Below are 17,990 nucleotides of genomic sequence, written 5' to 3' on the forward strand. Positions count from 1 at the left end.
CGTTTCCTGCATCACATCCTGAACAGGCCGAATTTCGTCGGTTCGATCGGCGCATTCGCCGACGCCGACAATCCGAGACCCAGCACCAGCCGCGTATCGGCCGGGTCGATCACGCCGTCGTCCCACAACCGCGCCGTTGCGTAATAGGGGCTGCCCTGGTGTTCATACTGCGCGCGAATGGGTGCGCGGAACTTGTCTTCTTCCTCAGCCGGCCAGCTCTCGCCCTTGGCCTCGATATTGTCGCGGCGGACCTGGCTCAGCACCATGGACGCCTGTTCGCCGCCCATCACCGAGATGCGCGCATTGGGCCACATCCACAGGAACCGCGGCGAGTACGCCCGGCCGCTCATGCCGTAATTGCCGGCGCCGTAGGAACCGCCGATTACGACGGTGAACTTCGGCACCCCGGCGGTCGCCACCGCCGTCACCAGCTTGGCGCCGTCGCGCGCGATGCCGCCGGCCTCGTATTTCTTGCCGACCATGAAGCCGGTGATGTTCTGCAAAAACACCAGCGGGATATTGCGCTGGCAGCATAGTTCGATGAAGTGCGCGCCCTTCAGCGAGCTCTCGCTGAACAGGATGCCGTTATTGGCGATGATGCCCACCGGATAGCCCCAGATATGCGCAAAGCCGCAGATCAGTGTGGTACCATAGAGTTTCTTGAACTCGTCGAACTCGGAGCCATCGACCACCCGGGCGATGATGTCATGCACGTCGAACGGCTTTCGGCCATCGGCCGAGACCACGCCATAGATTTCCTCCGCCGGAAACAGCGGCTCGCGGGGCTCACGCATGTTCAGATTGGCGCGCGTCGGCTGTTTCAGCGTCGCAACGATCCGCCGCGCGATCCCGATCGCATGGGCGTCGTTCTGCGCATAATGATCGGTGACGCCGGATTGCCGCGAATGCACGTCGGCGCCGCCGAGTTCTTCCGCCGTCACCACCTCGCCGGTCGCGGCCTTCACCAGCGGCGGGCCGCCGAGGAAGATGGTGCCCTGGTTGCGCACAATGATGCTCTCGTCCGACATCGCCGGCACGTAAGCGCCGCCGGCGGTGCAGGAACCCATCACGATCGCGATCTGCGGAATGCCCTGCGCGGACATCTGCGCCTGGTTGTAGAAGATGCGGCCGAAATGCCGCTCGTCGGGAAAGATCTCGTCCTGCATCGGCAGGAAGGCGCCGCCGGAATCGACCATGTAGACGCAGGGCAGATTGTTCTGCCGCGCGATGTCCTGGGCGCGCAGATGCTTCTTCACGGTCATGGGATAGTAGGTGCCGCCCTTGATGGTGGCGTCGTTGGCGACGATGACACATTCGCGGCCGGAAATGCGCCCGACGCCGGTAATGACGCTGGCGGAATGGACATCGCCGCCATAGAGGCCATGGGCCGCCAGCGGCGACAATTCGAGGAAGGCAGTCCCGGGATCGACCAGCAGGTCGACGCGTTCGCGCGCCAGCATCTTGCCCCGCGACGTATGCCGCTTGCGCGAGACCTCGCCGCCGCCGCCGGACACGACCTTAAGTTTTTCGCGAAGCTCCGCGACCAGGCTGCGCATCACGTCGGCGTTGCGGGCAAACTCGGAGGACGCGGGGGCGATGGTGGAATGAAGCGGCATGGTCGGCATTTCTTTGGATGCTGGAGGACCCGGAGGATGGCTTCAGGACGGTCGGGGCGGCCCATACGGGACGCCAGCCTGTACCATCCTGGCCCCGATGTGAAGTTCAGGCTGTCTTTTCGAACAGTTCCCGGCCGATCAGCATGCGGCGGATTTCACTGGTGCCGGCGCCGATTTCATAAAGCTTGGCGTCGCGCAGCAGCCGCCCGGTCGGATAGTCGTTGATGTAGCCGTTGCCGCCCAGCAGCTGGATGGCATCGAGCGCGCATTGGGTGGCTTTTTCCGCTGCGTAGAGAATCGCGCCGGCCGCGTCCTCGCGCGTGGTCTCGCCGCGGTCGCAGGCTTTTGCGACGGCATACACATAGGCGCGCGAGGCGTTCATCGTGGTGTACATGTCGGCGACCTTGCCCTGCACCAATTGAAAGGTGCCGATCGGCTGGCCGAACTGTTTTCGCTCGTGCACGTAAGGCAGCACCACGTCCATGCAGGCCTGCATGATGCCGATCGGGCCCGCCGCCAGCACCGCGCGCTCATAGTCGAGGCCGGACATTAGGACGTTGACGCCGCGGCCGACTTCGCTGAGCACGTTCTCCTCCGGCACCTCGCAATCCTCGAACAGCAATTCGCAGGTGTCGGAGCCGCGCATGCCGAGCTTGTCGAGCTTTTGCGCCGTGGAAAACCCTTTCATGCCCTTTTCGATGATGAAGGCGGTCATGCCGCGCGGACCGGCGTTGAGGTCGGTCTTGGCGTAGACCACCAGCGTATCGGCGACCGGACCGTTGGTGATCCACATCTTGTTGCCGTTCAGCACGAAGCGATCGCCCTTCCTGTCGGCGCGGGTCTTCATCGACACCACGTCCGAACCTGCGCCGGGCTCTGACATCGCCAGCGCGCCGACATGTTCGCCCGAAATGAGCTTTGGCAGGTATTTGCGCTTCTGTGCTTCATTGCCGTTGCGTCGGATCTGGTTGACGCAGAGGTTGGAATGGGCGCCATAGGACAACCCGACCGCGGCAGAAGCCCGCGACATCTCCTCCACTGCAATGCAGTGCTCGAGATAGCCGAGGCCCGTCCCGCCATACTCCTCCTCGACGGTGATGCCGTGCAGGCCGAGCGCGCCCATCTTGGGCCAGAGGTCGCGCGGGAATTGATTGCTGCGGTCGATTTCGGCGGCGCGCGGCGCGATCTCGTTCTGCGAAAACGAATGCACCGTCTCGCGAATCGCATCCGCGGTCTCGCCGAGATCGAAGTTGAGCAGCAGCGCCCTGTTCGCAGCCATCGTTCCCCCGCCATCGCACTTGAATTAAACGATCATACGTTTTTTTAACTCAGCCGCAAGTGGAACCTGAGATGGCACAAATGATCGCTCCATGAGATTGAAATACCTGTGCTTTCGTGCCAGGATTATACAATCGACCGCTCGTTTCTACGAGGGTCATACCTCAGAGGCTTCATGGCGCGAACGATCGGCTCACACGGCCCGAAGACGATGGAGTCGATCCGCAAAGCCGGACTGCGCCTGATCTTCGAACACGGCTACGCCGCCATGAGCCTGCGCCAGCTCGCCGCCGAGGTCGGGATCCAGTCGGGCTCGCTCTACAACCACATCTCGACCAAGCAGGAATTGCTGTTCGAGCTTATCCGCGATCACATCAACGAACTGTTACGCCAGCTCGATCGCGCGCTGCAGGGCAAACAGCGGCCGGTCGACAGACTGCGCGCCTTCACCGCGTTCCATGTCACCTACCACATGACCCGCAAGCGCGAGGTCTTCATCGCCAATTCCGAGCTGCGCAGCCTCGAGCCGAGGAACTACGAAGCCATCGTCGCCCTGCGCGGCGCCTATGAGCGGCGGCTTGCGGAAATCCTCAGTGAGGGCGTTGCGGAAGGTGAGTTCGAAGTCGTCGACATCCAGGTCGCGACATTCGCTATCCTGGCGCTGTTGACCGGACTCACCGCCTGGTACCGGCCCGGCGGGCGGCTGACCAAGGAAGCCATCGTCGCCGCCCACGAAAAGCTGGTGCTGTCGAGCGTCGCGCCAACCGCAACACCCAGGCGGGCTCAAGCCGGGCGCGCCCCTGCCCCGAGGGCGCCCACGCGCGGCAGGCTGGCGCGCCGATGACGGAACGCCCGCCCCTCGACGACATCGACCTCAAAATCCTGTCCGAGCTGCAGCGGGATGGCCGCATCCGCAACAATGAGCTCGCGGAGCGGGTCGGCCTGTCGGAGCCGCCCTGCCGGCGGCGGGTGCGCGCTTTACGCGAACGCGGCTATGTCAGCGCCATCAGGGCGACCCTCGACGAAACCCGCCTCGGCTACGAGGTGATTTCCTTTGTCCTGATTCAGTTGCAGAGCCAGGCCCAGGCCCCGCTGCAGGCGTTCGAGAAATCCATCGCCACCGTGCCGCTGGTGCTGCAGAGCTGGCGCATTTCGGGCGATGCCGACTATCTGCTCAAATGCGTCGCGCGAAACGTCGAGGGCATGCACCAGCAGCTTCTGCAGTTTTCCGCGATGCCCGAAGTGCGCAACATCAGGACGTTTCCGGTGCTCGGCGTCGCCAAGGACGCGCCGCTGCCGATCCCGCCCGCCCCGGCACAATAATCGCGGATCCGTCATGCCCGGCCTTGTGCCGGACATCCGCGTCTTCGGTGCGGCAACCAGGCAAGACGTGGATGGCCGGGACAAGCCCGGCCATGACGGCAGGCATATCCCTCCGCTCAGAGGCTCAATGCGTCCAAGGTTCGGCCCGCTTGAAGGCAAAATTGTCGGCGTAGGCGACCTGCCGCTGCACCGAATCCTTGGGCTCGATCACCTGGTAGGCAATGCCCTTGCGCTCGCAATAGGCAACCGCGTCTTCCCTGGTGTCGAAATGCAGGGTGAGCTGCTGCTTCATGTCGCCGGACGAGGTCCAGCCCATCAGCGGCTCGACCGCCCGTGGCTGCTCGGGTTCATAGTCGAGCTGCCATTCCCGGGTCTTCGCCCGGCCGGATTGCATCGCGTTCTTGGCGGGCTTGAAAATGCGAGCGGTCATGGATGGTTAGGTCCTCGAGCGAATGCGACATGGTAGCCGTTGGTGGAAACCGCCGGGATAGTATAGATACACCTTTCAGGAATCGTGGTGATTCCAGAAACTCGGATGTACCATTTCCGTATTGGTATAGTCATTATGCCGTACTGTGACAATCTTGAGCCAGCCAGTGGCGGGCCAGGAATCGGCGGCGCCATTCTCCCCAAACCATCACCCCGACACGGCAGCCATGAAAATCAACGCCACCCTGCCCGACAAAGGACGCGACCTCCGGCTGGACCTGTTTCGCGGGGTCGCCAACTGGGCGATCTACCTGGACCACATCCCCGACAACGTCGTGAACTGGATCACCACCCGTAACTACGGGTTTTCCGACGCCGCCGACCTTTTCGTCTTCATTTCCGGCTACACCGCTTCCTTTGTCTATGCCCGGATGATGCTGGAGCGCGGCTTCATCGTCGGCGCCACGCGGCTGACCAAGCGGGTCTGGCAGCTCTATGTCGCCCACATCATCCTGTTCGTGATCTACATCGCCTCGATCAGCTATCTCGCATTGCGTTTTGGCGACTCCCAACTGGTCAACGACTTCAACGTGGCCGGCCTCGTCGACAACGCAACGGAAACGCTGCGGCAGGGCCTGTTCCTGAAGTTCAAGCCGGTCAATCTCGACGTGCTGCCGCTCTATATCGTGCTGATGGGACTGTTCCCGCCGGTGCTGTGGATCATGCTGCGCCAGCCCAACTGGACCATGATCGCCGCCATCGTGCTGTGGCTGGTGTCGCGGCAGACCGGCTGGAACCTGCCCGCCTACCCGCAGGGGACGTGGTACTTCAACCCGTTCGCCTGGCAGGTGCTGTTCGTCTTCGGCGCCTGGTGCGCGCTCGGCGGCGCCCGTAAGAACCTCCACATCATCAACGCGCCCGCCACGATCTATCTGTGCGTCGCCTATCTGGTCTTCTCGCTGATCATGACCATGGCCGGCAAATTCACGGCCTTCGGCGACCTGTTCCCGCAGTGGCTGTATGCGACGTTCAACCCGAACGACAAGACCAACCTGGCGCCCTACCGCTTCCTGCACTTCGTCGCGATCGTGATCCTGGTCATCCGCTTCGTGCCGAAGGAATGGCCGGGCCTGGAGTGGAAGATTTTTGATCCGCTGGTGGTCTGTGGCCAGCAGTCGCTCGCTGTGTTCTGCGTCGGCGTGTTTCTGTCGTTCGTCGGGCACTTCCAACTATCGATGAGCTCGGGCTCGCTGCTCGCGCAGATCTTCGTCAGCGTGACCGGCATCGCGATCATGACCGTCGTGGCCTACTACATCTCCTGGTCGAAGCGGCAGGACAAGCCGCTCAAACCGACGCCGCCGAAAGCCACGCCGGCGACGCCGGGCTGATGCGCACAGCCGGTGTCAAGCCGGCTGCGCGGTCGATGCCACCAGCGTCCGCACGTCGGCCGCGATGTTGACCAGCGGCGCGACCACCTTGTGCATCGCGGTCTTCGACACGATCGTATCGTGAATCACCAGATGATCGACGCCCGTGGTCAGGAAGCAGTTCACGGCATCCTGCGGCGTTTCCACGATCGGCTCGCCCTTGATGTTGAACGAGGTGTTGATCAGCACGGGAACGCCGGTCAGCGCCTCGAACTCCTTCAGGAGGCGATAGAGCATCGGATTGGTCGCCTCGCGCACGGTCTGTACCCGCGCGGTGCCGTCGACATGCACGATCGCCGGAATTTTTTCGCGCCATTCGGGGCGAACCGGCTTCGCGATCAGCATGAACGGTGAATCCTCGTCACCCTCGAAGATTTCCTTCATCCGCTCGGCCAGTACGATGGGCGCGAACGGGCGGAACGCCTGCCGGTGCTTGACGCGGCTGTTGAGGATGTCCTTCATTTCAGGCTTGCGCGGGTCCGCGATCAGGCTGCGATTGCCGAGCGCGCGCGGCCCGAATTCGGAGCGGTCCTGAAACCACCCGATTACCTTTTGATCGGCGAGCAGCTTTGCGGTGTCGCGGCAGACATTGTCGCTCTTGACGGCATCGACCTGGATGCGCACCAGGAATTTCTGCAGTTCCGCGGCGGCTTCCTGATCGCTGTACCGCCTGCCGACATAGGAATGATCCATCACGAAGTCGCGGCGCTGCTTCAGGATCTCGAGCCAGCCGTAATAGGCGCAGCCGATCGCAATACCGTCGTCGCCGGCCGCGGGCTGGATCCAGACGTTTTCAAAACCGGCCTCGCGGGCCACCCGCCCGTTCGCGACGCAGTTCAGCGCCACGCCGCCGGCCATGCAGAGGTTTTTTGCGCCGGTCGTCTCGCGCAGCCAGCGGGCGCGCGCCAGCAGCACGTTTTCGGTATCATCCTGCGTGCGCCAGGCGAAATCCTCCCAGTGCCGCATCGCCGGGCTCTTCTCCCAATCTTTGCCCGGCTCGAACACATAGGGCTGCTTGAAATCGGCGGTCCAGTGCGGCACGCGCAACTCGCCGTCTTTCATTTCGAGCAGAGGCTTGACCTGGTCGCGCCGGCCGTAAGGCGCCAGCCCCATCAGTTCGCCGCACTTGTTCCAGTCGCCGAAGATGTAGGTCGAGGCGCGGCTGTAGAGCGCGCCGAGGCCTGGCATGTTGTAGAATTCGTCGCTGAGGAACCCGCGATCCGGCTCCATCCAGACCTTCTTCAGGCATTCCAGATTTGTGCCGCTGAACTTGTAGTAGCTCTCCGACTCGCGCGCGAGCGGCGTTGCAGTATCGCTGGCGGGAAACGCTTCCATCACATCGGAGCGATAGCTGCCGACGCCGTCGACGATCATCACGACGCCATCCTCGAACGGCGAAACCGCGAAAGCGCTGTAGGCGTGCGCGAGGTGATGCGAGATCGTGATCACCTTGTCATTGTGCGACAGATACAGCGGATGCTGGGCCGCGTCGCCGCGTTCGAATTCGGGAAGAAAGCCCGGCGCGTCGAAATAGACCAGCCGCTCTTCCATCTCCTGAACCGGCAGGATGTAGCAATTGCGCACGACCAGATCGACGTCGTCGAGCGTGATGCCCTCGGCGTCGAGGCAGTAGTCGATCACTTCCTTGTAGAAGCCCGACGCATGCTTGGCCCGCGTGATCCGTTCCTTGGCGATCGCAAACGCGATGGCGCCGTCGCGCAGCAGGCAAGCGCTGACATCGTGGTCATAGGTATTCAGGCCGAGGACGTAGGTGTGTTTCTTGGGCATGGGTTCTCGTTGAGGCGAGGTGATCGTACGCTGGAAAAATGGAAATCGTGTCGAGATCAAGTTGATGGCGTGGCGTTGCCGTAGCCACTTTCAGAATTCTGCAGCGCACCATCACAGTGTTCATCATGCATTCAGAAACATGAACGGTGCAACGCGCGAAAACCCCTTGTAGAATGGCTCGAACTTGACCTTACCTGCCCTTCTCAATAAAGTCCCGGCAGCTCGAAAGAACCTTAGTAAAAATATCGTCTTAGCCATCTGAACCGAATGCCGTCTCGCGCGTCTAAGTGAGATAGTCCCGAAGTGCAGATGCCTCTCGAAGTGACCCGGAGATTCCGAATGGCAAAACGCTACAATATCCTGACCCGCGGCCTGGCAGCGCTGGCTTTGTTGTTCGTCTACGTGGCCAGCACCTCTGCCATTCTGGTCGGCGGAACGACCACGTCGGCGCAGGCGCGTGGCGGACGCGGTTACCGCGGCGGTCGTGGCTTCTATCGCGGCGGTGGTCGTGGTTTCTATCGTGGCCGTGGATATGGATACTACGGCGGCCCGGTCTATGTGCGCCCTGGTCCGCGCTGCTGGTGGAACCCCTACGGCGTTCGCGTCTGCAGGTGGTGACATAGCTTCGATCGACGCGTCGATCGAAACCGAAGTTCAAGCGCACCGGGCAACCGGTGCGCTTTTTCTTTGGCCGCAGCAAATGAACGGCGCGTTCGCCGCTGGCTTGCCAGCCGCGGAGTCAGCTTCCAAAACCTTCACCCGTCGAGTATCGCCACCGCCCGCGTCCAGCCGGCCGAGGCGCGCTCGATCTTCACCGGGAAGCACGACACCATGAATCCGGTCGACGGCAACTGCTCGAGGTTGTGAAGCTTCTCGATGTGGCAATAGCCGATGTGGCGGCCGGCCTTGTGGCCCTCCCAGATCAGGCTGGCGTCCTTGGTCTCGGCATATTTCTTGGCGGTGTAGACGAACGGCGCGTCCCAGCTCCAGCCGTCGATGCCGGTCAGCCGCACGCCGCGCTCCAGCAGATACATCGTCGCCTCGTAGCCCATGCCGCAGCCGGAGGTAACGTAATCCTGTCGGCCGTATTTGATGCCGGCGGCCGTGTTGACCACGACGATCTCCAGCGGCGACAGCGTGTGGCCGATCCGCTTGAGTTCGTCCTCGACATCCTTGGCGGTCGCGACATAGCCGTCGGCAAAATGCCGGAAGTCGAGTTTGACGCCCGGCTGAAAACACCATTCCAGCGGCACCTCGTCGATGGTCCATGAGCGCTCGCCGCGGTTCATGGTGGGATGAAAGTGCCAGGGTGCGTCGAGATGCGTGCCGTTATGGGTGGAGAGCTGCACCTGCTCCACCGCCCAGCCCTGCCCGTCCGGCAAATCCTCGGCCTTCAGCCCGTCGAAGAACTGCAGCATCCGCGGCAGGCCCTGCTGGTGATCGATGTACTGAATCGTCGGATGCCCGCCGGGCGGATCGGCCGGCACGTCGTTTTGCAGGGGAACGGAAATATCGATCAGTTTGCGCGCCATGGCGTTTCCTCGCTGGATGTTCTTGTTTGATAGCGTCGCGGAAGCGGCTATTGCCGCTCGACCCGGTTCTTCAAAACGCCGATCTTCTCGACTTCGAGCTCGATGCTGTCGCCATGTTCGAGATACCAGCCGAGTTCGAGCCCGCAGCCATTACCGACGGTGCCGGAGCCGATGAACTCGCCGGGCATCAAGGTTTCGTCCTTGGTGACGTGAGCGATGATCTCCTCGAACGAGAATAGCATGCCGTCGCTGATCCCCTGGCATCGTGACTCGCCGTTGACGCGGGCTTCCATCTTCAACTTGTAGGGATCGCCGATCTCGTCCGGCGTCACGATCCACGGCCCCATCACGTTGCCGCCGTCAAAGCTCTTGCCCTTCGCCGGCCCGAGCCGCCCTTCCATTTCGATGCGCTGGGCGTCGCGCGCGGAAAAGTCGTTGAAGATCGTGTAGCCGAAGATGTGGTCTTTGGCCTTGGCGGCGGAGATGTTGGCGCCCTTGTTCTTGGTGATGATGCCGAACTCCAGTTCGTAATCCATCACCTGGCTGTAACGCGGCCACTTCACCGTGGTGTTGGTGCCGCGCACGGAAAAGCGGTTGGTGATGTAGTAGATCGGCTGCTTGCGGTAGACCTCCGGCAATTCACCGAGCGGCTCGGCGTCGATCCGCGCCAGCTCGGCCATGTCGCCCTTGGCGCGCGCGGCGAGCTTGAGCTGCCCGCGCGGGGCCTGCAGGATGTGCAGCGGGAACGACATGCCGTCGCGCATCTGCCGCGGCTCCGGCACCGGTGCGAGAATCTCCGCCCCGCTCACCGCCACCGACAGCTTCTCGTCCTTGCCATGCTTGTCGAAGATTTTCGCCGCCTGATCGAGCGCGGCGTCGCCGGCGTCGATCAAGGCCAGCATCGAAACGAAGGCCGGGTTGGCGCTGCCGTCTGTCTGCGCGGCGGCGGCGAGGTCGAACAGGCGCGTATCGCCCGAATGCACGATTCCGATCTTTTCCTGTCCGCCGGATTTGAACGTTGCGAGTTTCACTGGACACCCCTTGTTTTCAGATGAAATATATGATCAAAAAAAATATCGATAAACAAGACAGAAAAATGTGCCATGGGGAGAATGTCTTGCACGGGGAGAATGTCGTGAAACAGGTCCTTGCCGCCCTTGCCATCAGTCTGACGCTGACCGGGTCCGCCATGGCGCAAGCCAAGATTCAGGTCGGCTGTACGGCGACCTCCGATTGCGCGTCGGCCATGGTGGCTATCGACGAAGGCATTTTCAAAAAGCACGGGCTCGAGGTCGAGATGACGCCGATCGGCATCAACTCGAATATTCCGGCTGCGATCCTGTCAAACTCGATCCAGATCGGAGGACCGACCTCGACGGTGTTCCTGCAGGCGGTCGACGGCGGCCTCGACCTCGTCGCGATCGCCGGCGCCTCCGTCATGAGCCCGACCTCGAACGGCAACATTACCGCCTTCGTCCGCAACGGCATCACCATCAAGGAGCCGAAGGACTTTGTCGGCAAGAAAGTCGGCGCGCCCGGCCTGAATGCCTTCCTGCATGTGCTGTTCGTGAAATGGCTGGTGGAGAAGGGCGTCGACCCCAAGGGCGTCAATTTCGTCGAGGTCACCTTCCCGACCATGTCCGATATCATCAAGTCCGGCGGCGTCGATGCCGTGCTGACCGCCGAGCCGTTCGTGACCCGCATGACCAATGCGGGCCTCGGCTCGGTCGGCGCGCGCTACGCGGTCGAACTGGCGCGCACCGATCCCATCATCTTCTACGCGGCGTCGCGTGAATGGGCTGACAAGAACGCCGTTGCGATCAAGAAATTCCGCGACGCGCTCGCCGAATCCGCGGTCATCGTCAACAACGACCGCGAGAAGGCCTCGAACTCCATTTCAAAGTTCACCAAGCAGCCAATCGAACTGGTCAAGGCGACGCCGCCGAACCGCTCCGAGCCGGTGCTGAAGCCCGAACAGCTCGCCTGGTGGATCGAGGTGATGTCGACGCAGAAGATGCTGCAGTCCAAGCTCGACACCTCGAAGCTGGTGCTGAAATAGAGGATCACGACATGCCGGCGTCCGAGCGCCAACCGGGCCGACCGGCGGCTGAGGCCGCCACACTGAGCGAGCGGGCGGCCATGCTGCTCGAGCAGGATATTCTGGCCGGCCATCTGGCGCCGGGATCGCGGCTCGGCATCGTCGACCTCGTTCAGCGCTACGAGATCGGCGCCACGCCGCTGCGCGAGGGCCTGTCACGGCTGATGTCGCGCGGGCTCATTGTCGGGATCGGGCAGCGCGGATTTCGCGTCGCCGACATCAGCCGCGAGGATCTGCTCGACATCACCACCATGCGTACCGCGATCGAGGTCGAGGCGATCCGGCTCGCGATCGCCCATGGCGACGACGCCTGGGAGGCCGGCATCGTCAGCGCCCTGCACCAGATGCGCCGCCACATCGAGCGCACCGGCGATGCATTTCGCGAGGGCGCGGAGGACTTCGACCGGCTGCACAAGGGCTTTCACACCGCGCTGCTGGCGGGCTGCGGCTCCAAGCGGCTGCTGGCGGCCCATTCCGATCTTTACGACCAGGCCTACCGCTATCGCCGGGTGATGATGCGCTCCTTCGACAGCGGCAAAAAATTCGTCCGTGCCCACCAGTTGCTCGCCGAGCGCGTGATGGCGCGCGACGTTCAGGGCTCGCAGGCGATGCTGACGGCGCACCTGCGCTCGACCATGGATTTCGTCTACCCCTCAGGCAGCGAGAGCTGACATCATGGCAAGCGCCGCAAAGCGCCTCGAAACCATATCCGGCGAGGCCAAACCGCAAGTCGCGTTCGACGCGGTCACGCTGCAACTCGGCGGCAAGACCATCATCGAGAACTTGAGCCTCGGCGTCCGGCCCGGCGAATTCCTCTGCATCGTCGGCGCCTCCGGGTGTGGCAAGACCACGGCGCTGCGGCTGGCGGCCGGTCTCTACCAGCCGACCAGCGGCAAAGTGAGTTTCGACGGCCAGCCGATGGGCGAGCCGCGCCGCGAGATCGCGATCGTGTTTCAGGATTACGGCAAGGCGCTGCTGCCCTGGCGCACCGCGGCCGGCAACGTCTCGCTGGCGCTGGAAGCAGGTGGCATGCCGAAGGCCGAGCGCCCTGCCCGCATCGACGAATTGCTGCGCACCGTCGGCCTGCCCGGCCACGCCGGCAAATATCCGTCCGAAATGTCCGGCGGCATGCAGCAGCGCCTGCAGATCGCCCGCTGCCTGGCGCAGGAGCCGAAGACGCTTTTGATGGACGAGCCGTTCGGCGCGCTGGACGCCATGACGCGGCAGGGCCTGCAGGACGAGGTGCTGTCGCTGGTGGCCGCCAGCGGCGCCACCGTCATCTTCGTGACCCACGACCTCGACGAAGCGATCTATCTCGGCGATCGCGTGATCGGCTTGCTGCCGCATCCCGGGCGGATCGGCATCGAACTTTCCGTCAACCTGCCGCGCCCGCGCGATCAATTGTCGACCCGCGAGCATCCGGAATTTTTGCGGCTGCGCCGGCAATTGTTCGACTTCATCAAGGCGACCGAGCAGTGAACGCCAATTCGGCCAGGGATTCGGCCAAGGCGCTGGCGCTGCCGCTGGCGGTGCTGATCGCGTTCGAGGTCTGGGCGCGCGCCATCGATCTGCAAAGCGACAGCCTGGCGCCACCGAGCGCGATCGTGATGGCGCTGTTCGGTGCCTTTGCCGATTTCTCGATTCTGGCGGCGACCCGCGACACGCTGTTTTCTGCGTTCGCGGGGTTGGCAATCGGAACCGTCGTCGGACTGGCACTCGGCATCGCCTTCGGCATTTTCGAACCGCTCAACCGCCTGATGGAAGTGACCGTCGAGGCGATCCGCCCGATCCCCTCGATCGCGCTGCTACCGATCGCGCTGATCGCGCTCGGCTTCGGCTACCGCATGGAAATCGCGATCGTCGCCTTCGCCTGCGTCTGGCCGATCCTGATCCTGTCGCGCGCCGCGGTGCGCAGCATCGAGCCGCGGCTGATGGAAGTAGCGCGGGCGCTGCGCCTGCCGCCGCTGCAGCGGGTCTGGAAGATCATCATCCCGGCGGCGCTGCCGCGCATCTTCGTCGCCTTCCGCCTGTCGGCCGGCATCGCGCTGATCGTCGCCGTCACCGTCGAGATCGCGATCAACCCGCTCGGCCTCGGCGCCGGCATCATGCTGGCGCAGCAGGCGCTACGCGCCGACCTGATGCTGGCCTATCTGGTCTGGATCGGCATCATCGGCTACGCGCTGAACACGCTGCTGACCGTGGCCCAGAGCCGGCTGTTCGGCCGCGCCGCGCTGAGCGGAGACGGCAGATGAAGCGGGCCGTCATTCTCTGGCGCGTGGCAAGTTTTGCAGTCGCCGCCGGCTTCGTCGGGCTGTGGCAATTGATCGCCAATCTTAAACTCGTCTCGCAGGTGTATCTGCCGGGGCCGGACCGCGCCTGGGCGGCGCTGGTGCGCGGATTTTCCTCCGGCGACCTCTGGAGCAAGCTCGCCGGCACGCTCGAACACATGGCCTATGGCTGGCTCGCGGCTTCCATCGCCGGCATCGCCATCGGCGCCATCATCGGCTCGTCGCGCACGATGCGGGCCTATGTCGCGCCGTCGCTGGAGTTTCTGCGGCCGCTGCCGGTCTCAGCGATCATTCCAGTCGCGATCGCCATGCTCGGGCTGACGCAGGCGATGGCGCTGTTCGTGATCGCCTTCGGCGCGATCTGGCCGATCATGCTGGCCACCATTCACGGCTTTGCAGCGGTCGAGCCGCGTCTCTACGAGGTGGCGCGCTCGCTGCAGATGTCGCGCCTTTCGGTGATCTTCAAGATCGCGCTGCCCTCTGCCAGCCCCGACATCCTCGCCGGCATGCGGCTCAGCCTGACGGTGGCGCTGATCCTGTCGGTGGTCTGCGAAATCCTCGCCGGCCTCGACGGGCTCGGCCACTGGGTGCTGCTGTCAGCCCGCGCATTCCGCTCGGCCGATCTGTTCGCCGGCGTGATCCTGCTCGGCGTCACCGGTTATGTGACGTCGGTGGCGATGTCGATGGCCGAGAGCCGGCTATTGGCGTGGCAGGCGGCGCAGCGCTGACGGGGCGGCGACGGCTTGTGAAGCATTCTCCGACATGCTTTCGGGAATGCCCCGAAGCCAGCCCGAGCGTTTTCTGCTCGCGACCGCCGCCTTGCTGACGCCGGCCGCCCACCGCCATGCGGCCTTGAGACTGAAGGTGACCAGCACCTCATGGTGCCGCATCCCCTTGCCGCCCTTGACCAGCCCGAGATCACGGATGACGCAGTACGTCCCGCTGCTCATGCGGGCGAACTTCGCTCCCTGAAAATGATTGCGCACACGCGATAACATGCGCGCATGCATGCATTCCGCGCCGATTCAGTCAATCTTGACGACCGCCGAATCAACAGCGCCAGTCTACAAAGCCGTCAAAGCGTTGCGTTGTTGCCGCGCTCGCCGATGCGATGGATCTGCGCAGTCCGAACCGGCACGCGACTGAGCACCGCGCGCCGCTCGTCGATCCGCGCGCTCGGCGAGTCCGGCTGTGCAAAACATTCCAGGATCTGGATGCGGATCTCTTCCGCGAGCGGGCCTTCCACCTGGCGCATCCGGTTCCAGAGCCGGATGATCTCCCGTTGCTTCTCGACGTCCATTGGTCACCTCCGAAGATTGACCAATGAGAACATAACAAGAACAATCTGACAAGCCGGAAGTTGCGATTTCCCCTACAGGCAGAGGCTGAGAATCTTCAGCCGGCAGGATTCGGCCGTGCGCGGCTTGGACTTCGCCGCACTGGCTTGTTTCGTTTCCTTCGGCGACCCCTTCGCCGGTTTGGGCGTGGGACGCTCATAGTCGCCGGCGATCACCATCGCCCAATAGGTGCGCCCGGTCTTCGCGCTCTTCACGCTGGCGACGCCGACGCGCGTGGCGCCGGGCAGCAGCAGGTTCTTCCGGTGCCCCGACGAATTGATCCATTGGCCGAGCGTCTTGGGAAAGCTCTCATAGCCGTACGCAATGTTCTCCGCCGCCCGCCCCGCGCCCGCGGGGCCGACACGCGTGGTGAAGCGTCCGAGCACGTCGTGATCCAGCACATCCTTCGACGCCATCGCCTGCGCCTGATCATGCGCAATCCGCGTCAGCGCGCCATCCAGCGTGACGCGCTTCTCGCCGTGCTTGAGCCGAAAATCCGAAATCATCTGCGCCGGATCAGCCGCAGCCGTCCGGACAGGAAGCGCGGCGGCAAAGCACAGCGCCAGCCCCAGCAACAGGGCATGTCGCGCCAGAATGAAAATCCTCGCAGAGTTCACGAATTCACCATGCCTCTTTCAAATGCAGATAGCGCGGAAGCTTCAATCCGAAAAGAGGAGACAAGCCGTTGATTATGTTGGCCAGGATCGCTGGATTTGATTCTGGGAAGTTAAAACGGATGTCTTGTTTAAAATCCTTCAACCCAACGCGGGAAGACGATCAAGGTAGTTGAGCTGACGGGTAGAACCGGGTCAGAAATTTATCGGTCCCGCTCTCGTCTGCCTGCCAGCGTGGTCCTCGTTCGCTTCTCAACAGCGAGAGGCCAAGGAGTTCCAGTGGGCAGCCGGCCATAAGCTGAAGCGCTCCCTTCTCTGCGATCCACTGCTCCTCACCGTCTTGATCGACACGATCGACCGAATATCCAAGGTCAAGAAGCGTGAGATACGCCGCGACTGCCGTATTGCCTGCTGCCGTAATGCTCTCTTGCGTCATCTCTCATCCCCATCCAAGCCCGACAGGCGTCTGACGATGGCTGCGAAGGCGAAGAACCGGACATTCCCGAGGTCCTATCCGCTCATCCGTGGTCGAAGCTGATCCTGGATCAGATCGACATCGAGAGACATCCACTTCATAGGAACGCGGACCCCGGCAATGATGCCGCCATGAATCGTTAAATCATTGATTTCATTATGATGTTGGTCGGGGCAGCTGGATTCGAACCAACGACCTGCAGTACCCAAAACTGCCGCGCTACCAGGCTGCGCTATACCCCGATCCTTGCTGGGAAATGCGTCGATACACGCTTAGACGGCGGCCATCAAGGCGCTCGGGGCCGGGCTACCGCTTGTTGAACAGCGGGTGCGCCACCCGGTCGCCGGGCTGAATGCCGTACTTTTGCGCCGTGCCGGCAATGACTTCCAGCACGCCCCTGGCCAACCCGCCGGAGGAGATGATCTTGGTCGAAAGCGGTTCGGTATTTTCGGCGATGCGCAGGATGCGGCCGTCGGCGCGGATGAAGATCATGTCGAGCGAGATGTAGGTGTTCTTCATCCACATCGAGATCTGCTGCTCCGGCGAGAAGTCGAACAGCATGCCCTTACCGTCAGCCAGTTCCTTCCGGTGCATCAGGCCCTGCGTCTTCTCCTCCTCCGTCGTCGCCATCTCGACGGAAAATACCTGCACCCCCGACTTGGTGGCGATCTCGAGCGGCTGAACGCTCGCGGCCCGTGTTGGCAGGGGAACACAGAGGACAAGCACGGCAAATGCCGCCGCCAGCGGCATCATGAAGCGCAGCCGCGCAACCACAAACGAGAAATTCATCAATGCACTCATGCCGGATATCCTGCTGACAGCCGGAACCCTAACCCGATGCAGGCAACAAACGCCAGAGGACGCCGCGCTCGCGCGCGACGTCCAGCTCAAATTTCCGTCAGCAGGATCAATGCGAGGACAGCGCCGACGGGCCGCTCTCGGGATGAATCTCGGCCGCCATCATGCCCTTCGACCCGGGCCCGAAGCGCACCAGCACATATTGGCCGGGACGCAACTCGGTCATGCCGAAACGGCGCAGCGTTTCCATGTGGACGAAGATATCCGGCGTGCCCTCGCCGCAGGTCAGGAAACCGAAACCGCGCAGGCGGTTGAACCACTTGACCTGCGCCCGCTCCAGCCCGCTGGTCGGCGTCACGCTGACATGGGTACGCGGCGGCAGCATCTGCGCCGGATGGATCGCGGTGGACTCGTCCATCGAGACGATCCGGAACGCCTGATAGCCTTTTGCGCGCTGCACGCATTCGACGACCACTCGCGCGCCTTCATAAGCGGTTTGGTAGCCGTCGCGCCGCAGCACGGTGACGTGCAGCAGTACGTCGGGCCAGCCATTGTCCGGCACGATGAAGCCGTATCCCTTGGACGCATCGAACCATTTGATGACGCCGGAGATTTCGACAAGGTTTGCCGCAGTATCGCCAAGACCTGATAACGCATCTACCGCCGGATCGCGTGGATCGCCGGTAGCATAGTCACTAGGTCCAAGCCTGTTTTGCCCAGCTCCGCCTGACGGCGGCCCCCCGAGCTTCTTGGACACATATTCGTCCGACCCCATGACCCCGGACCTCACACTTCATAAAAAGCGGCCCGCCATCGCCCTGGCGGGACCGGAACACGCGCTCATCGATGACCCACTCATCAAAACGCAGCGCGAATCTCTCGAATCAAAAGATAACACTCTCGCCCGCGAGGCATAGCTAAAAAAAACAAAATTGCGGAGGCTATGAACAGGTTGCACAGCAGCGAATCAGTTGCGCGTAGATCGTG

General features: G+C 62.8%; 21 protein-coding genes and 1 tRNA gene. 9 read left to right on the top strand and 13 right to left on the bottom strand.

Annotation, left to right across the window (positions count from 1 at the left end):
• Positions 1–11: 11 nt before the first annotated feature.
• Together QUH67_RS18565 and QUH67_RS18570 are read right to left on the bottom strand one after the other, a co-directional pair.
• Entirely contained in the window at positions 12–1,616 is a 1,605-nt protein-coding gene (locus tag QUH67_RS18565) for a carboxyl transferase domain-containing protein (RefSeq protein ID WP_300940229.1), read from the bottom strand.
• 106 nt (positions 1,617–1,722) lie between these two features.
• Positions 1,723–2,895: an isovaleryl-CoA dehydrogenase gene (locus QUH67_RS18570; RefSeq protein WP_300940230.1), complete on the bottom strand. Its 1,173-nt coding sequence runs from the start codon at positions 2,893–2,895 to the stop codon at positions 1,723–1,725.
• Between the two features lie 174 nt (positions 2,896–3,069).
• Here QUH67_RS18570 and QUH67_RS18575 point away from each other — a divergent pair, with 174 nt between their 5' ends.
• Together QUH67_RS18575 and QUH67_RS18580 are read left to right on the top strand one after the other, a co-directional pair.
• On the top strand, positions 3,070–3,738 hold the full coding sequence (locus QUH67_RS18575; RefSeq protein WP_300940231.1) for a TetR/AcrR family transcriptional regulator: 669 nt from the start codon (positions 3,070–3,072) through the stop codon (positions 3,736–3,738).
• Positions 3,735–4,217 (top strand): Lrp/AsnC family transcriptional regulator, encoded by a 483-nt coding sequence (locus QUH67_RS18580; protein WP_300940232.1) that lies wholly within the window; start codon positions 3,735–3,737, stop codon positions 4,215–4,217. Before QUH67_RS18575 ends, QUH67_RS18580 begins: the two co-directional genes overlap by 4 nt.
• Positions 4,218–4,341: 124 nt before the next feature.
• Here QUH67_RS18580 and QUH67_RS18585 read toward each other — a convergent pair whose 3' ends face one another.
• Positions 4,342–4,647 carry an ETC complex I subunit gene (locus QUH67_RS18585; RefSeq protein ID WP_300940233.1) on the bottom strand — a complete coding sequence of 102 codons (306 nt, stop codon included), beginning with the start codon at positions 4,645–4,647 and terminating at the stop codon, positions 4,342–4,344.
• A gap of 226 nt (positions 4,648–4,873) precedes the next feature.
• On the opposite strand from QUH67_RS18585, the gene QUH67_RS18590 reads away from it, so the two are divergent.
• The gene (locus tag QUH67_RS18590) at positions 4,874–6,034 is read left to right on the top strand and encodes an OpgC domain-containing protein (protein ID WP_300940234.1); all 1,161 of its coding nucleotides are present in this window, start codon (positions 4,874–4,876) and stop codon (positions 6,032–6,034) included.
• A gap of 15 nt (positions 6,035–6,049) precedes the next feature.
• Here the strand turns inward: QUH67_RS18590 and QUH67_RS18595 are convergent, their stop codons facing one another.
• Complete coding sequence (locus QUH67_RS18595; RefSeq protein ID WP_300940235.1) at positions 6,050–7,861, bottom strand: carbamoyltransferase family protein; 1,812 nt, start codon at positions 7,859–7,861, stop codon at positions 6,050–6,052.
• Between the two features lie 339 nt (positions 7,862–8,200).
• Between QUH67_RS18595 and QUH67_RS18600 the strand changes: the two genes are divergently transcribed.
• Positions 8,201–8,479 (top strand): hypothetical protein, encoded by a 279-nt coding sequence (locus QUH67_RS18600; protein ID WP_300940236.1) that lies wholly within the window; start codon positions 8,201–8,203, stop codon positions 8,477–8,479.
• 137 nt (positions 8,480–8,616) lie between these two features.
• Here the strand turns inward: QUH67_RS18600 and QUH67_RS18605 are convergent, their stop codons facing one another.
• Both QUH67_RS18605 and QUH67_RS18610 read right to left on the bottom strand, forming a co-directional pair.
• The gene (locus QUH67_RS18605; RefSeq protein WP_300940237.1) at positions 8,617–9,393 is read right to left on the bottom strand and encodes a cyclase family protein; all 777 of its coding nucleotides are present in this window, start codon (positions 9,391–9,393) and stop codon (positions 8,617–8,619) included.
• Between the two features lie 47 nt (positions 9,394–9,440).
• The gene (locus QUH67_RS18610) at positions 9,441–10,424 is read right to left on the bottom strand and encodes a fumarylacetoacetate hydrolase family protein (RefSeq protein ID WP_300940238.1); all 984 of its coding nucleotides are present in this window, start codon (positions 10,422–10,424) and stop codon (positions 9,441–9,443) included.
• Positions 10,425–10,582: 158 nt separating this feature from the next.
• Between QUH67_RS18610 and QUH67_RS18615 the strand changes: the two genes are divergently transcribed.
• From QUH67_RS18615 to QUH67_RS18635, 5 genes are read left to right on the top strand one after another with little or no spacing between them, the layout of a single operon-like run.
• The gene (locus QUH67_RS18615) at positions 10,583–11,452 is read left to right on the top strand and encodes an ABC transporter substrate-binding protein (protein WP_320416153.1); all 870 of its coding nucleotides are present in this window, start codon (positions 10,583–10,585) and stop codon (positions 11,450–11,452) included.
• An 11-nt stretch (positions 11,453–11,463) separates the two neighbouring features.
• Positions 11,464–12,162 (top strand): GntR family transcriptional regulator, encoded by a 699-nt coding sequence (locus tag QUH67_RS18620; protein ID WP_300940240.1) that lies wholly within the window; start codon positions 11,464–11,466, stop codon positions 12,160–12,162.
• A 4-nt stretch (positions 12,163–12,166) separates the two neighbouring features.
• Positions 12,167–12,970 (top strand): ABC transporter ATP-binding protein, encoded by an 804-nt coding sequence (locus tag QUH67_RS18625; protein ID WP_300940241.1) that lies wholly within the window; start codon positions 12,167–12,169, stop codon positions 12,968–12,970.
• The gene (locus QUH67_RS18630; protein WP_300940242.1) at positions 12,967–13,743 is read left to right on the top strand and encodes an ABC transporter permease; all 777 of its coding nucleotides are present in this window, start codon (positions 12,967–12,969) and stop codon (positions 13,741–13,743) included. The genes QUH67_RS18625 and QUH67_RS18630 overlap by 4 nt, the downstream gene beginning before the upstream one ends.
• Positions 13,740–14,507 carry an ABC transporter permease gene (locus QUH67_RS18635; RefSeq protein WP_300940243.1) on the top strand — a complete coding sequence of 256 codons (768 nt, stop codon included), beginning with the start codon at positions 13,740–13,742 and terminating at the stop codon, positions 14,505–14,507. Before QUH67_RS18630 ends, QUH67_RS18635 begins: the two co-directional genes overlap by 4 nt.
• On the opposite strand, the gene QUH67_RS18640 is transcribed toward QUH67_RS18635, so the two are convergent.
• The 7 genes from QUH67_RS18640 to QUH67_RS18670 form a co-directional block, all read right to left on the bottom strand.
• Positions 14,478–14,777, bottom strand: coding sequence for a hypothetical protein (locus QUH67_RS18640; RefSeq protein ID WP_300940244.1), 300 nt, complete (start codon positions 14,775–14,777; stop codon positions 14,478–14,480). The two genes, QUH67_RS18635 and QUH67_RS18640, sit on opposite strands and share 30 nt — an antisense overlap.
• A gap of 77 nt (positions 14,778–14,854) precedes the next feature.
• Positions 14,855–15,079 (bottom strand): hypothetical protein, encoded by a 225-nt coding sequence (locus QUH67_RS18645; protein ID WP_300948316.1) that lies wholly within the window; start codon positions 15,077–15,079, stop codon positions 14,855–14,857.
• Positions 15,080–15,151: 72 nt separating this feature from the next.
• Complete coding sequence (locus QUH67_RS18650; RefSeq protein WP_407080334.1) at positions 15,152–15,733, bottom strand: CAP domain-containing protein; 582 nt, start codon at positions 15,731–15,733, stop codon at positions 15,152–15,154.
• 160 nt (positions 15,734–15,893) lie between these two features.
• A complete protein-coding gene (locus tag QUH67_RS18655; RefSeq protein ID WP_300940245.1) occupies positions 15,894–16,166 on the bottom strand; it encodes a hypothetical protein in 273 nt (90 codons plus the stop codon).
• Between the two features lie 204 nt (positions 16,167–16,370).
• A tRNA-Pro gene (locus QUH67_RS18660) sits at positions 16,371–16,447 on the bottom strand.
• A 64-nt stretch (positions 16,448–16,511) separates the two neighbouring features.
• The gene (locus QUH67_RS18665; protein WP_300948094.1) at positions 16,512–16,958 is read right to left on the bottom strand and encodes a DUF192 domain-containing protein; all 447 of its coding nucleotides are present in this window, start codon (positions 16,956–16,958) and stop codon (positions 16,512–16,514) included.
• 154 nt (positions 16,959–17,112) lie between these two features.
• Entirely contained in the window at positions 17,113–17,778 is a 666-nt protein-coding gene (locus QUH67_RS18670; RefSeq protein WP_300940246.1) for a cold-shock protein, read from the bottom strand.
• Between the last annotated feature and the right edge of the window lie 212 nt (positions 17,779–17,990).

The organism is Bradyrhizobium roseum (assembly GCF_030413175.1).
Taxonomy (GTDB): Bacteria; Pseudomonadota; Alphaproteobacteria; order Rhizobiales; family Xanthobacteraceae; genus Bradyrhizobium; species Bradyrhizobium roseum.

Bases quoted from the DNA above. Each gene is read 5' to 3' on its own strand.
- QUH67_RS18565 (WP_300940229.1), bottom strand. From the start codon at position 1,616: ATGCCGCTTCATTCCACCATCGCCCCCGCGTCCTCCGAGTTTGCCCGC.
- QUH67_RS18570 (WP_300940230.1), bottom strand. From the start codon at position 2,895: ATGGCTGCGAACAGGGCGCTGCTGCTCAACTTCGATCTCGGCGAGACC.
- QUH67_RS18575 (WP_300940231.1), top strand. From the start codon at position 3,070: ATGGCGCGAACGATCGGCTCACACGGCCCGAAGACGATGGAGTCGATC.
- QUH67_RS18580 (WP_300940232.1), top strand. From the start codon at position 3,735: ATGACGGAACGCCCGCCCCTCGACGACATCGACCTCAAAATCCTGTCC.
- QUH67_RS18585 (WP_300940233.1), bottom strand. From the start codon at position 4,647: ATGACCGCTCGCATTTTCAAGCCCGCCAAGAACGCGATGCAATCCGGC.
- QUH67_RS18590 (WP_300940234.1), top strand. From the start codon at position 4,874: ATGAAAATCAACGCCACCCTGCCCGACAAAGGACGCGACCTCCGGCTG.
- QUH67_RS18595 (WP_300940235.1), bottom strand. From the start codon at position 7,861: ATGCCCAAGAAACACACCTACGTCCTCGGCCTGAATACCTATGACCAC.
- QUH67_RS18600 (WP_300940236.1), top strand. From the start codon at position 8,201: ATGGCAAAACGCTACAATATCCTGACCCGCGGCCTGGCAGCGCTGGCT.
- QUH67_RS18605 (WP_300940237.1), bottom strand. From the start codon at position 9,393: ATGGCGCGCAAACTGATCGATATTTCCGTTCCCCTGCAAAACGACGTG.
- QUH67_RS18615 (WP_320416153.1), top strand. From the start codon at position 10,583: ATGGCGCAAGCCAAGATTCAGGTCGGCTGTACGGCGACCTCCGATTGC.
- QUH67_RS18620 (WP_300940240.1), top strand. From the start codon at position 11,464: ATGCCGGCGTCCGAGCGCCAACCGGGCCGACCGGCGGCTGAGGCCGCC.
- QUH67_RS18625 (WP_300940241.1), top strand. From the start codon at position 12,167: ATGGCAAGCGCCGCAAAGCGCCTCGAAACCATATCCGGCGAGGCCAAA.
- QUH67_RS18635 (WP_300940243.1), top strand. From the start codon at position 13,740: ATGAAGCGGGCCGTCATTCTCTGGCGCGTGGCAAGTTTTGCAGTCGCC.
- QUH67_RS18640 (WP_300940244.1), bottom strand. From the start codon at position 14,777: ATGTTATCGCGTGTGCGCAATCATTTTCAGGGAGCGAAGTTCGCCCGC.
- QUH67_RS18645 (WP_300948316.1), bottom strand. From the start codon at position 15,079: ATGGACGTCGAGAAGCAACGGGAGATCATCCGGCTCTGGAACCGGATG.
- QUH67_RS18655 (WP_300940245.1), bottom strand. From the start codon at position 16,166: ATGACGCAAGAGAGCATTACGGCAGCAGGCAATACGGCAGTCGCGGCG.
- QUH67_RS18665 (WP_300948094.1), bottom strand. From the start codon at position 16,958: ATGATGCCGCTGGCGGCGGCATTTGCCGTGCTTGTCCTCTGTGTTCCC.
- QUH67_RS18670 (WP_300940246.1), bottom strand. From the start codon at position 17,778: ATGGGGTCGGACGAATATGTGTCCAAGAAGCTCGGGGGGCCGCCGTCA.